Below are 13,296 nucleotides of genomic sequence, written 5' to 3'. Positions count from 1 at the left end.
CACGGTACATTGGCCTCTAAATGTAAGGCAAAACCGAAAGTCTGCCTTGTCGTCAGTTAATAAATGACCTGCTGAACAATCTGCGTACCGTAGCTTATTCGCAACCAAATGCAGTTAACTCCAGTTGTTTTACATGCTCCATGTAACGATCGGAATGCTCTATCATCAGTAAATTCTCATGCTGGTAAAAACTAAATTCTCCCAGCCAGTCCAGTTTGGCGATGGGTTGCAGCCTGTAGAAACCATACTCATTGCGGCAAAGGTAAGAAAAATAGTGATAAGACTTGCCTATAGCGCCAGTATCAACGGTATAAACATAAATATTGCCGTTTTCACGGTCGGACTGTTCACTGACACCAGACGCCAGACGCCAGATAAACCATAGATACCAGAGCAAGAATAACACTATGTAGAGTGCCTGCTATCATTACTGGTATTTTCAGGTAGTTAAACCAGGCCGGAACTTCAGCTCTTGAAAGTAACACCAAAGCTGCCAGCGTCAGCAGTAATTTAACAGGAACAAGATAAGCACTAACCAGATACATTAGCCGTGGGCTGTGCCATTGCAACCCCAACGCATTTCCCATAAACAGGCTTTCAAGTAGTGGCAAAATCACGAGCAGGCAAGGGATTAAAAGCAATTTTTTCATTAAATATCAATCGAATGCAATGTCTGCCCTTACTTTAATCTGAAAGGTCATCAATCACCAGAGCCAAAAACAGGATCAGATCACAGTGTTAACTGTTAACAATGTGATCTGACCCCATTTTCAGTTTATTTGGCTGCTAAAGAGGCGTCGCGAATTGCACGGAACTCACGGCCTTCGAACCAGTTTGGCCACTGTTCAGAGTTCGCCAGCTCGTTACCTACCTGATAGAACACATTCATATCCTGCTGCACACCACGTAAATCCCAGCTGTCGTCAAATTCGTCAGCGGCTTTGTGGTAACAACAAACGTTGTATTCTTTTTTCTTAGCGGCGCCCCACTCTTTACCATGCTCAAAACTATCGATGCCACCTTTAGCGTACAGCATAGGCACACCTACTTTGGCCAGATTGAAGTGGTCTGAGCGGTAGAAAGAACCGTGTTCAGGGCTTGGCTCAGGTGCCACATAACGGCCCTGCTGTTCAGTGTATTTGGTCAGAATGCTTTCCAGCTCTGAGTTGTTATAGCCAACCACCACCATATCTTTCATCGGACCATAGACGTTCATCACGTCCATATTGATGCCTGCTACGGTTTTGTTCAGCGGGAACACAGGGTTTTGTGCATACCAGGCAGAACCTAATAAACCACGCTCTTCAGCCGTAACAGCCAGGAAAGCCACTGAACGTTTTGGTTTAGGCGCTTTCGCAAAATGTTCAGCTAAGGCCATGATGGCGGCCGTGCCGCTGGCGTTGTCCTGCGCACCATTAAAAACCTTGTCTTTTGGGTTGGAGAAATCCATCCCTAAGTGATCCCAGTGCGCCATATAAAGCACCACTTCATCCGGTTTTTCTGAGCCTTCGATATAACCCATCACGTTATTGGACGTCAGTTCGCTGATATTATTTTTCACCGAAACCGAAGCTTTCACTCCCATTGGCACTGCTGCAAAGTCTTTACTCAGCGCTTTTTGACGCATAGTGTCTATATCAGTGCCCATAGAAGCAAAGAGTTGCTGAGCTGATTCAGTGGTCAGCCAGCCTTCTACTTTGGATCTGTCCATATTTTTATTGGCATTGATCAGATCAAACTTAGTAGGTGACCCTCCTGCTACAACCTGCCAACCGTAAGATGCAGGTTCAGTTTCATGGATAACCAGCGCCATAGCTGCCCCCTGACGGGCCGCTTCTTCAAACTTATAAGTCCAGCGACCATAATAGGTCATGGCATTGCCACTAAACAGATTTGGATCTTTGGTGGCAAACCCCGGATCGTTGACAAACATCACCACTGTTTTACCTTTGACATCCAGGCCTTCGTAGTCGTTCCAGTCGTATTCCGGAGCTACTATGCCGTAACCTACAAACACCAGTTCACTGTCTTTGACTTCAACCTGCTCCGTTACTTGCGTGGTCCAGGCCATCATTTGTTCTTTGTATTTCAGCTCTGTGTTCAGCTTGTCGCCCGACAGTTGCATGCCAGACACTTCTTTAGGATCAATACGCACTAAAGAGACAGGCTGCAGGTAGCTATCGCCATTAATGCCTTTTAAGCCAATGCGCTTAAAATGCTCTGAGATATAGTTAATGGTTTTTTCTTCGCCCGGCGTGGCAGGCATACGGCCCTGAAATTCATCAGAAGCCAGAGTTTTTAGGTAGTCTTTGTACGCTGAGTTAAACTCTGTCCCCATCAAAGCACTGGCGGCTTTGGCTGGTTCAACTGCTGCAGTGGTCGCGCTTTGCTCTGGTTCAGCTGGTTTAGAACAAGCTGTTAAGGTTAAAGCGGCCATCATGGTCAGCGTTGTGGCTGAAAACCAAAATTGTGGTTTCATAACACTCCCGGATTATAATTTTTAAGTTTTTGAGTAAATACTATTTGATACTAACCAAGACAGCTGCAACTCACCAGATCAGTGGTCGCAGCTTTTGCCCCGTTAAAGGAGAAATGGCGCTCGTTCAGCTTATTTAGCCGCGCCCCAGTTTGCTTTTGGTAAAGCGACTGCTTTAGTTAAATCAAAATCCACACGAAATTCACGGCCTTCGCGGGTTAATCTATAGCTAAAACTTTCGTTAGGGTATAAATACATATGCCAGGTGTTGCCGATAGACTGTGGCATTTTAGTTTTGATAAACAGGTTTTTAGAATAATCATCTGCAGGGAAACTCTGAGCTTCAGTCCAGCCAGGAGTCGCTGTGTGGCCACCGTACATAGTAGAGATGTCATCGCTGCCATCTTCATGTTTATGCTGATGCTGTAACTGCAGGCCATCAGCAGTTTTAGTAATAATCCAGGTGCGTGAACGGTCTTCACCCACTACAAAAGGCACCTGAATTTGTGTGTCGCTGCAATCGCGCACATGCATCACCATATCGCCGCTAAACGCCGCACTTGGCTGATTATCCAATGTGGTTTTACCGGCAAAAGCTTTACCACAAAGCGATTTTAATTGATCAAAAAACTGCAGCTGTGCCGGACTGGGTGCCGCCACAACAGATAAAGACGTAAGGCAAGCTGCTAAAGTGAAGGTATTGATAAGTAGTGTTTTTTTAGTTATGTGCATCAGTGGACTCCTTTTTAGTCACCGCACTATACCTTTATTAGCGGCAAAAACGCAAAGCGCCACAACAACAGGAAATGTGATGCAAAACTTAATAGATGCAAAATTGCTGATGAAAGTATTCAGCAAAGTCGAACAGCAAGGCAAGCCAGTGGACACTCCTTTTGGCAAAGGTTTTGAACTCGATGGTATGACCATCGCCAGCGGCTTTGATGGCTACGATTTATATTTCATGGCTGATCAGGTGACTGTCACTTTAGGTTTTCATCAAAAATATCATATAGATGCAAAAGACGAAGAACATATAGAGCAGTTTATCCAGCGCTTAAAACGCATAGATGCCAAATAAGTCTGACCACAACTGCAAACGTATGCAGCCTGAGTTCAGTGCCAATGGCCTGTGATAGCATAAGGAAAAACGACATGGATACAAACGAAGATGCAATTTTCTATTTATTCCAAAAGCAGCCGCCAAAAAGCCTGGTTGCTCAGTGCTCTGGCTATAGCTTTATTAGCGTCCTGCGGTAAAGCGCCAGTGCAAAACCAGACGCCAGCTACAGAAATCAAAAAAGCAGCAGAAAAACCAGCCCCGGCACAAGCCGAAGCTCAGACAGGCAAGGTTGTGGTGTATCAGATGTTCACCCGCTTGTTTGGCAATAGCAACAACACCAATCAGCCCTGGGGCACTATTGAACAAAACGGTGTTGGCAAATTTAACGATATCAATGAGGCGGCGCTCAAAGGCATTAAAGAGCTGGGCGCAAGCTATGTCTGGTACACAGGCATTTTGCACCATGCCGTGATCCGCGATTACAGTGCTTATGGCATTAGCCACGACGACCCTGATGTGGTGAAAGGCCGCGCAGGTTCGCCTTATGCGGTCAAAGATTATTACAGCGTCAACCCGGATTTAGCAGTAGACCCGGCCAAACGACTGGAAGAATTTCAGTCGCTGATCAACCGCACTCATGCACAAGGGTTAAAAGTCATTATTGATATAGTGCCAAACCATGTGGCACGTCATTACCAGTCACTGCATAAACCCGAAGGTATTGAAGATTTTGGTGCCAATGACGACACCAGTGTTGAATACAAACGCGACAATAACTTTTATTACGTTGTGGGCCAGCCTTTTCAGGTACCTGAACCACAACATGGTTATCAACCTTTAGGCGGCGAAGCGCATCCATTGGCGGACGGTAAATTTGAAGAAAACCCGGCGAAATGGACAGGCAATGGCTCTCGTTTGGCTCAGCCGGATTTTAACGATTGGTATGAAACCGTAAAAGTAAACTACGGCGTCAAACCAGACGGCAGTTACGACTTTGATAGCCTGCCTGCCGACTACGCCACTAAATCAGTACAGCAACACGCCGCCTTCTGGCAAGGCAAAGACGTACCCAACTCCTGGCTGAAATTCCGTGATATTACCTTCTACTGGCTGGATAAAGGCGTAGACGGTTTCCGTTTTGATATGGCCGAAATGGTGCCGGTGGAATTCTGGAGCTTTTTAAACTCCAGCATTAAAACGAAGAACCCAAATGCCTTTTTATTGGCTGAAGTGTATAACCCGGCCTTGTACCGCGACTACATTCGTTTAGGCAAAATGGATTATCTGTACGACAAAGTGGAAATGTACGACAGCCTGAAATTAGTAATGCAAGGCACAGGCAGCACTGATGCTATCGCCAGCGTACAGCAAGGTATGGCTGATATTGAACACCATATGCTGCACTTTTTAGAAAACCACGACGAGCAGCGTATTGCCGCCCCTGAATTTGCCGGTGACGCCAATAAAGCCAAACCCGCTATGGTGGTGTCAGCGTTGATCAGCAGCTCTCCAACTATGCTGTATTTTGGTCAGGAAGTAGGTGAAGCAGGCGCTTTGGATTCAGGTTTTGGCGACCCAAGCCGCACTACTATTTTTGATTACGCTGGTGTACCCGCTCATCAAAACTGGCTGAATGACGGTAAATACGATGGTGGAAAACTGACGGACGAGCAAAAACAACTGCGTGAGTTTTATAAAAAACTAATGACTTTATCGGCTACAGAAGCGGTATTTAACGGTGCTTACCAGGAACTGCATACAGTGAATAAAACCACAAAAGGGTACACCGATAAAACCTATGCTTTCGCCCGTTTTAACGATAAAACCAAAGCGATAGTAGCCAGCAACTTTGCAGCTACAGCCACTAGTTTTGCGCTCACACTGCCGGCAGATTTACTGCAACAATGGCAGCTGAGCGGCAGCGATATTGAATTAAAAGATATGTTGTCTGAACGTAAAGCTTCGTTAAAAGTGGCAGGTGATCAAGCTTCAGTGCAAATCGATTTAGCTCCACTGGAGTCTGTGGTATTGAAGTTTTGATGGTTTGAGCTGGAGAGTTATATTTAAGTTAAAAGGCGCCACTGGCGCCTTTTAACTTTTGGGGCTGATTCACACAAGCTGTCCGAAATAACCAAAATGAAAACAGCAACACTTCGACCAACACAGCCAAAGCAATACTCAAGCCCTTTGAGCAGTTCAAATCAAAACTCCCTGTTTTACTGCTTAATCCAACAGAATAAATCATCAGGAGCAAGCCTGGCTTATTGCACTACGATACGCCCAAAGCCTCAAAAAGCTATCTCTGTGCTGATGTCTACTTACAAAACAGTGTTTTAAAAAGCTCTTCTGCCTTTTTCAGCCCATCATCCGTAAAGACCACTGATTTTGTTTTGCTTATCGGGTCTAGGATAAAACCTTTTTCATAAAGCCGGTTTGTCACATCCCAATCCAGTTGCTTCCATGCCCGGCGCTGTTCATGCAAGGTCAGATAAAGCAAAGCCAGGGCAGCTTCGTCTATTTTCTCTTCATCAATATCCATGGTCTTCTCCACTTTGGTGTGCTGAAACTGGTTTAGCCACACTTCGGCCGGTTTGCACAAACCAGCTGGCCTACCACTTGCTGGGATTAAGCTGCCAGGTGGTCAGCAATATTGAAAATGATACCGGCAATCCACGACTGGATAGCTTGAGGTGTTACTTTAAGCTAATGGGGCTGGAGATAGCTTTGCTGCCACGCCAGCGCACAGAGCTTGATGAACTGCAGCGCAGTTGAATAGAGTGCAACAAGCACTGTATTCAACTTAAAAGATAAAGCGCTTATTCACACTTCTACCCATTAAATGCATGAAGCCTGCTTTACAAACTTGTTTGTTTTTTTGGCCCAGAACGCCAAGCCAATCATGATGCCTGTCACCGCTATTACTGTGATAATAGAGTCTTCAGGGCCAACCACTCCCCCACTTAACCAGTTAGGCCCCTGATAAGTACTTACGATGGGAGCGACAGCTGTCCATTCGTCCAGACCTGAAAGTGGCAAACCTGTCAGTACTATGGCAAAGTTCCAGGCCGCGTGATTGGCCGTGACTACCCAGATACTGCGGGTCTGAATAAAGATCAAAGTCCAGAATGCGCCAAGCAGAGTGCCTGAGATCACTGTCATCACTAACTCTGACACTCCCATCTGAGAATCCATATTGGCTATATGCAATACTGAAAAGATAAGCGACTGCAGCCAGAGCGCGGACACTGTGCCCCAGGCTTTTTCCAGCGCCAAAAACAACACTCCACGGAATACAATTTCTTCAATAGTTGCCGCAACTAAAATTACCCCGGCCACCCCCAGCAGAGCGTGATCGAGGCCCTGATAGCTTTTGATTTCATACACACCAAGAGCAAACAAAAACAAGGAGATGAGCGCAATAATGGCCGCACCAGAAATAGCTCCGACAGCAATGGCCACTGGGGCTATTCGAAGCTCATTGGCCTGCCGTCTTTCATAAAACCTGACATAAGCCCAATAAGCCAAAACCACAGACACAAAGATGCCAGCCCTTCTGATGATAGCTATAGTGTATTCCTCGAACTGAAACAGCCACTGAACTGCAGGTAACAGCCCCCATCGAAATAATGCGATTGCCATGACTATGGCTGTGGTTGCCACAAGCAGTTTAACTAACAATTGTTTTACATTTTGATTCAAGATCATCAGCATTCCTGAGACTAAGAGTAAGCGCGGTTAATTTAGCACCACAGATGAAACAGAGTGGCCAAGCGCGGCCACTGCATAGCTAAAGTTTAGCCAGGGCTTTGCTTTATCAGGCTAAACGAAAGTAATTCACATGGCCTGCCAACCTGCTGGCAATGTGTTTCAGTTCTACACTGGAGCGGGCGACCTGATCGGCGGCGCTGGCGGTCAGTTCCGTTGCACCTTTAATTTGCATCACATTACGGTTAATGTCTTCGGCCACTATGCTTTGTTGTTCGGCTGCACTGGCAATTTGCTCATTCATTTGATTTAAAAGATTCACAAAACCTTTGATTTTACCGAAGGACTCCAAAGCTCCTGCTGCAAAGTCTACGGTATGACCTGCTTGTTTCTGGCTGCCAGCCATGGCACTGACAGTAGCTTGTACTCCCTCGTGCAGGCGACTGATCATGGCCTGGATCATTTGAGTGGAGTCCTGAGTACGACTGGCCAAAGTACGAACTTCATCCGCCACTACCGCAAAACCCCGGCCTTGCTCACCCGCCCGTGCAGCTTCTATAGCAGCATTCAGAGCCAGCAAATTCGTTTGTTCTGCCACACCTCGTATCACTTCCACCACCTGGCCTATTTCAGCGCTTTGAGCTGATAACAGCTCTATAACGCTGGTGGTCTGGCTGACGTCTTTGGATAAAGACTCAATGGCGGCAATAGTTTTTGCCATTACCTCGTCACTTAATTTCAGATTAGTTTCAGTTTCATTGGTTTTTTGTGCTGCGGTCACTGCATTTTGCGCTACATCGGCCACTGAAGTGCTCATCTCATTCATAGCGGTGGACACCATTTCTATTTCCTGGTGCTGCAAAATCAACTGATCTGTGGTTTTTTCACTGCTGACAGCCAACTCGTCAGCTGCCTGATCCAAAGCGCCGGACGCCAGTTTTAACTCCCCCACTATGCCAGATAACTGCGCCACCATAGCGCGCAAATGATGTAATAAACTGGAGTTGTCCTGCTGCTTTAATTCAATTTGAATATCGAGCTCTCCGGCAGCTACTTTACGCACTATCATGGCAGCATATTCAGGTTCTCCACCTAAATGCCCAAGGGTATGACGCACTATCCAACTAGCGGCAGTGATAGCAGCCAACACAGCAACCAAAGTTAAAATACTGATCAACCAAACTTCCTTGTTATACAACTTTTCAGAGGCCAAAAATTCAGTTTCTGCCACCTGCAACTGCAAGTTCACCAATTCGGTAATTTTTTCGCTGATAGGGTCAATACTGAGATACAAAGGGCCATTAAAATCCTGTAAAGCTCCGCTGACATCCCCGCTTTGTTGCCGTAAAAACAACACCAGTTGTTTGATATCAGCATCAGCATTGTTAAACAAAGCTGATGCTTGGTTAGCAAGCTGTTGCTCCTCAGCCGTCAGAGTTGTAGCCATAAAACTTGCCCACTCAACATCGATCTGTTGTTGTGCTGTCTGCACCTGAACCAGCGCCTGCTCTGAGGTTAACAAACCTGAATGGGCCTTATTCACTGCATCAATCACCGAAACCGCATATAAATCCGCGATATTTTTTAAGCCTTTCAGTGGTACTACTCTATCCAGATAGACAGTCTTCAACCCCTGATTCATGCTGTTCATTGCAAGCAAGCCTGTAGCTGCCAACAACAGCATCAGGAATAAAGGGATGGCAAAAGAGAATGACAGACGAGCGGCTAAACCAAATTTTGTTTTCATAACAGACTCCGATTCCGTTCAGGCGAATGATGACCCTATGGCACAAGCGAGACCCGGGCGAGCCGCAAGAAAAATTCCATAGTTGATTCAAGTCTAGAAGTTGTTTGCATTAGCGCAAGAGCTGATTAACCTTTGTAACAAATTAACAAATCTTAATCAGAAGTCGGTGGTATTGCAGCAGACACAGATTTCACTTTTTGTAAGTGCTGATTAAATTTTTCTATCAGTTGCTGATGCGCTGGTTCCCGCCGCAACGCCAGATGTAAAGTTTTCAGTTCAGTTAAGCTGCTGTTAAACTGCACCTTGCCTGAGGCTAAGCGTTTTATTTCAGTATCGTACTCCAGCAAATAGAGTAAAACCCTGCGATCGATGACCGCCAGATCCAGCCGGCCCAAGGCTACTTTCAGAACATTGAGTCTGTCAGATATAGCCACCTGTGGTGTCAGTTGCCCTCTGGCTATCATCTGATCCACTCCAGCCAGATTAATATAGTCCTGCACGACCCCCAACTGTAGCAAAGGCAATAGAGAAAAACTTAACTCTCCCAATGGTTTAGCTGTGGCTTCAACAAAACCCAGTTCGCTGATGCCAAGACTGTCCGACAAAATGAAGTCCGGATTATAGGTATAGTATTCAGGGAAATAGCCAACGTATAAACCACCTGCTTTTTCGCTTGCCCGTATTGCTCTGGACCAGGGCAAAAACTCAGTTTGTACTTCCAGTTGCATGGACGTAAAAACCTGTCTGAGTACTACAGTAGTTTCGCCTTGCCCCGGCAGTCCTTCGCCGGTGTATGGCGGCCAGTCTAAACTGGCAAGCCGCACAGGGTCGGCTTGCGCTAACGAGGACAAAAAATAAAGCCAGCCCAAATAGTGCTTCACTAGTGTTCCTCAGCAGCGCAATTGCGCCAGTTGAGCGTCCATGGCTCCGGTAATAGTGTCAATTTCTTTGCTGATCAACAGGTTTTGTTTCGCCAGTTGATGCAAAGCCTTAGTCGCGTCATCTATGGCTGTAATATTGCGGTTAATTTCTTCACTGACCTGATTTTGCTCCTCAGCAGCCGAAGCCACCTGGAAAGCATTATCCGCTATGCTGGAAATACCAGCTGTAGCTAAAGAGAGCTTTTCATAGGAGCTTTCGGCTTCCTGCAGAGTACTGGTGACTTTGTCGGTATTGGTATGAATTTGTTGTACCGCTGCCGTCACTTGTTGTTGCAACCCATGGATCAGATTTTTAATTTCATCTGTCGAACTATGGGTACGGGCCGCCAGTGACCGCACTTCATCGGCCACCACAGCAAAACCACGACCCTGTTCACCAGCCCGCGCAGCTTCAATAGCGGCATTCAGTGCCAACAAATTGGTTTGTTCGGCTATGGCCTGGATCACATCAATAATGCCATTAATTTTTTGGCTGCTTTGTGCGACCTCATTCACACCCTGACTGGTATGGTTAAATTCAACAGATACAGTTTTAAAAGCCTCAACCGTATTCTGAAACAAATGATTAGCATCAGTTAAGGCTGCCAGTGATTCCTGTGCCCCCTGTGCAGTGCTGCCAGCCAGATTAGCAACTTCATGTGCAGTGGCTGACATTTGATGCATAGCTGAAGCCACATTCTGAATTTCACTGGCCTGAATGCTGACAGAGCTATTGGTTTGATCTGTGGTTTTTACCATTTGTTCTGACTGGTACTGCATCAGTTTTGAGGACTCTTTTAAGTTATTGATCATCGAACGTAATTTGGCAGTGAACAGGTTAAAACCATCCGCCATATCATTTAATTCCTGATGCTGACTTTGTTTTAACTGCCGGGTCAGATCGCCCTCAGAACCTGCCAGCTCTTTCATCAACAAGCTCATATGTAAAATGGGCGCAGTGGCGCTTTTCAGACCCAAAGCCATTAACAGGACAAAAGCTAATAACAACACCAGACCTAAACCAATCATGCTTTGAGTAGTTTTGGCTGAGTCTGCATTGAGCTGATTGGCCAACTGAATCGCCATAGCCAAAGCCGTGGCTTCAGGCACAGCGACCACAACTTTCCAGCCCGACTCGGTACTGTCGAGTTTGATTGGCTGTGTCACCAGCATAGAATCTTTGTATAAGCTGACACCCGCTTGTTGCTGTTGTAAATGTGCAGCTAAATCCGCATCAAGTACCTTAATCGACTGGCCCAATTGAGCGGGATATTTGTTACTGGCAACCACAAGCCCATATTTACTAATCAGATAAAGTTCGGCTTTACCACCGTAAAGCAAATCAGCCTGAGCCTGTAATAGGGTTTGCAATACAGGCAGGTTTAAATCAACCCCTGACACCCCTCTGAACTGATCCTGAGTCACGACCGGATACACAAGGGAGGTTAGCAGCACCTGATTGCCAGGTGTTATTTCCCATAAATAAGGTTCCATCAGACAAGCTTTTTTACTGTCCTTGCTGCATAAATACCATTCAGCTTCACGCACGCCATACTCGTTTTTTGTATCTTTGTACTTCACCGCAGGATCCGGGGTTTGTACGAACTTCAGTTGATTTTGCTCACGGACCCAATAAATCTCCATAGAACCGGTTTTAGAGCTGTGATCATTGGCGATGGAATACTGACTGTCGGCACCATCGTAGCCATTAGGTTCAAACTGACCATACAAAGACGAAATACCGGGGTTGCTGCCCAAAATATGACCCGCCATCGCTTTCACCTGCTCACGACTATAAGGTGTTTGACCGCTGCCTGAAGCTGAGCCGGATAACACTGCGGCAAAGTTTTTCGCCGTATCAAAATTGCGGTCCAGCACAGCACTTGTCTCAAGCGCAGTGCGCTGTGCAGCTTCGGTCAGAATTTGCTCAGCCAAAGTGCGCACCGACTGAGTCAGCCGGGTGACAGCAGAATCATTGCTGCTGGTCATCGAATACCAGCCAATAAAGGCCATACTGCCAATACTGATAGACAATAAAAGTGCGACGCCAAAAGTGAGTTTAAAACGTAAGGAATTCAACTGCATAATCTTCACCTAAAGCCAATTAAAGGTTTTTGCCACTGACAGCGAAAAAGTGGGTTCGCCTAAATCGTCCAGCGCCAAATCTGTGTCATCAAAAGCGGCAGTCCATTTTGCCCCTAACCATTCACCAGCGAGAGCGACCCGCCAATGATGATAAGTGCCATCTGTGTCGCGCAAAAATTTGTCTGTGTCTGTTGACGTTGAACGATCGCCTGAGAGGATCAGCGTCAGATGGTCTGTCAGCTGAATAGTATGAGTCAGCATAATAATATAATGGCCACCGCCAGCACCGAAGTAATCGCTGGCATACCAATAGCTGAGTTTGGTGTTGTCATAAGACACTTTGATGTACGCCTCAGGATAATCAAAAGCACTGCTTTCGCTGCTGCCATAATAAGTGTAATGCGCCACCCCAAGGTCTAACGCCCAGTTACCACCAAGCTCAGTGTAATAACCAGCATAAAAATCGACTTCCAGATCTGTGTTTTCGACAAAACTGACGTTAGAGCCCCAGGTTCCGACATACCAGCCTGAATCAGATGCCCAATCGAGGCTTGGCTGCAATGCAGGATCATCTTCGGTTAACGTAATACCGTTAAATAAATAGTTGGAGGTAAGAGTTACTGTAGAGCTTAAATTCGCCAGAGCTGCGGGGCTAAGCACCAGCATAAACAAAGCGGGAAAACTGATTTTTTTTGAGATCCGCATAAAAACTCCACTGCTGATTAAGAATTAAATTCAATCACTTAGATTAAATTCATGGTTCTAGCCTCTAAGTTATAGCAAGGCTTTGTAAAAAAAGCCCGAGTTCTATTCAATTTCCCTAATATGAATATAGACTTCTAAACACCCAGAAATCTCTTTATTTCAATACTGAAATCGGGTTAACTGGTCCTTTCATTGTTCAGGAGCATAAATCAGATGTTTAAAGTAAATAGTTATTTTGACGGCAAGGTGACATCCATCGCTTTTCAGGGTGAAACTTTATCAGCCACTGTAGGTGTGATGGCACCTGGTAACTACGAATTTGGTACCAGTCAGCATGAAGTTTTAACTGTGATTAGCGGCGCTTTAACCGTATTATTGCCAGACCAGACAGAGTGGAAAACCTTTGAGCGCGGAGCTGTATTTGAAGTACCAGCCCAGACTAAGTTTCAATTAAAAGTAGAAACTGACACAGCTTATCTTTGCACTTATCAATAAGACGGAGGCTGGGTTTGACTGGCACCGGATTGTCATTTGAGACGGGCGGGTTGTAGGGGCTGTGGCTTGTCCCCCGGCCCTTTACCCGCCCCTACCGTTTTTT

Annotated in this window: 13 protein-coding genes; 3 read left to right on the top strand and 10 right to left on the bottom strand. The window is 46.0% G+C overall.

Annotated elements, in window-relative coordinates:
• Positions 1–94: 94 nt before the first annotated feature.
• The 4 genes from RHEIN_RS03165 to RHEIN_RS03155 form a co-directional block, all read right to left on the bottom strand.
• Positions 95–406: a hypothetical protein gene (locus RHEIN_RS03165; protein WP_008897527.1), complete on the bottom strand. Its 312-nt coding sequence runs from the start codon at positions 404–406 to the stop codon at positions 95–97.
• On the bottom strand, positions 348–650 hold the full coding sequence (locus RHEIN_RS20870) for a hypothetical protein (protein WP_139056392.1): 303 nt from the start codon (positions 648–650) through the stop codon (positions 348–350). Before RHEIN_RS20870 ends, RHEIN_RS03165 begins: the two co-directional genes overlap by 59 nt.
• A gap of 125 nt (positions 651–775) precedes the next feature.
• Positions 776–2,479 (bottom strand): M28 family metallopeptidase, encoded by a 1,704-nt coding sequence (locus RHEIN_RS03160; RefSeq protein WP_008897526.1) that lies wholly within the window; start codon positions 2,477–2,479, stop codon positions 776–778.
• A 129-nt stretch (positions 2,480–2,608) separates the two neighbouring features.
• The gene (locus RHEIN_RS03155) at positions 2,609–3,208 is read right to left on the bottom strand and encodes a hypothetical protein (RefSeq protein ID WP_008897525.1); all 600 of its coding nucleotides are present in this window, start codon (positions 3,206–3,208) and stop codon (positions 2,609–2,611) included.
• Positions 3,209–3,287: 79 nt separating this feature from the next.
• On the opposite strand from RHEIN_RS03155, the gene RHEIN_RS03150 reads away from it, so the two are divergent.
• Positions 3,288–3,554 (top strand): DUF3081 family protein, encoded by a 267-nt coding sequence (locus tag RHEIN_RS03150; RefSeq protein WP_008897524.1) that lies wholly within the window; start codon positions 3,288–3,290, stop codon positions 3,552–3,554.
• A 90-nt stretch (positions 3,555–3,644) separates the two neighbouring features.
• Complete coding sequence (locus tag RHEIN_RS03145; RefSeq protein ID WP_008897523.1) at positions 3,645–5,576, top strand: alpha-amylase family glycosyl hydrolase; 1,932 nt, start codon at positions 3,645–3,647, stop codon at positions 5,574–5,576.
• A gap of 274 nt (positions 5,577–5,850) precedes the next feature.
• Here RHEIN_RS03145 and RHEIN_RS03140 read toward each other — a convergent pair whose 3' ends face one another.
• From RHEIN_RS03140 to RHEIN_RS03110, 6 genes are all read right to left on the bottom strand, one after another.
• A complete protein-coding gene (locus RHEIN_RS03140) occupies positions 5,851–6,075 on the bottom strand; it encodes a DUF6429 family protein (protein WP_008897521.1) in 225 nt (74 codons plus the stop codon).
• A 296-nt stretch (positions 6,076–6,371) separates the two neighbouring features.
• Positions 6,372–7,241, bottom strand: coding sequence for a CPBP family intramembrane glutamic endopeptidase (locus tag RHEIN_RS03130; protein WP_008897520.1), 870 nt, complete (start codon positions 7,239–7,241; stop codon positions 6,372–6,374).
• Positions 7,242–7,350: 109 nt separating this feature from the next.
• Positions 7,351–8,988 (bottom strand): methyl-accepting chemotaxis protein, encoded by a 1,638-nt coding sequence (locus tag RHEIN_RS03125; RefSeq protein ID WP_008897519.1) that lies wholly within the window; start codon positions 8,986–8,988, stop codon positions 7,351–7,353.
• A gap of 152 nt (positions 8,989–9,140) precedes the next feature.
• On the bottom strand, positions 9,141–9,869 hold the full coding sequence (locus tag RHEIN_RS03120) for a hypothetical protein (RefSeq protein ID WP_008897518.1): 729 nt from the start codon (positions 9,867–9,869) through the stop codon (positions 9,141–9,143).
• A gap of 9 nt (positions 9,870–9,878) precedes the next feature.
• A complete protein-coding gene (locus tag RHEIN_RS03115; RefSeq protein ID WP_008897517.1) occupies positions 9,879–11,993 on the bottom strand; it encodes a methyl-accepting chemotaxis protein in 2,115 nt (704 codons plus the stop codon).
• A 9-nt stretch (positions 11,994–12,002) separates the two neighbouring features.
• The gene (locus tag RHEIN_RS03110) at positions 12,003–12,698 is read right to left on the bottom strand and encodes a TorF family putative porin (protein WP_008897516.1); all 696 of its coding nucleotides are present in this window, start codon (positions 12,696–12,698) and stop codon (positions 12,003–12,005) included.
• A gap of 213 nt (positions 12,699–12,911) precedes the next feature.
• Here RHEIN_RS03110 and ppnP point away from each other — a divergent pair, with 213 nt between their 5' ends.
• Complete coding sequence (gene ppnP, locus RHEIN_RS03105) at positions 12,912–13,193, top strand: pyrimidine/purine nucleoside phosphorylase (protein WP_008897515.1); 282 nt, start codon at positions 12,912–12,914, stop codon at positions 13,191–13,193.
• Positions 13,194–13,296 lie beyond the last annotated feature (103 nt).

This window comes from Rheinheimera sp. A13L, from assembly GCF_000217935.1.
Classification (GTDB): Bacteria; Pseudomonadota; Gammaproteobacteria; order Enterobacterales; family Alteromonadaceae; genus Pararheinheimera.
Note: the sequence above shows the minus strand (reverse complement) of the source record. Positions and strands in the feature narration are given on the sequence as shown.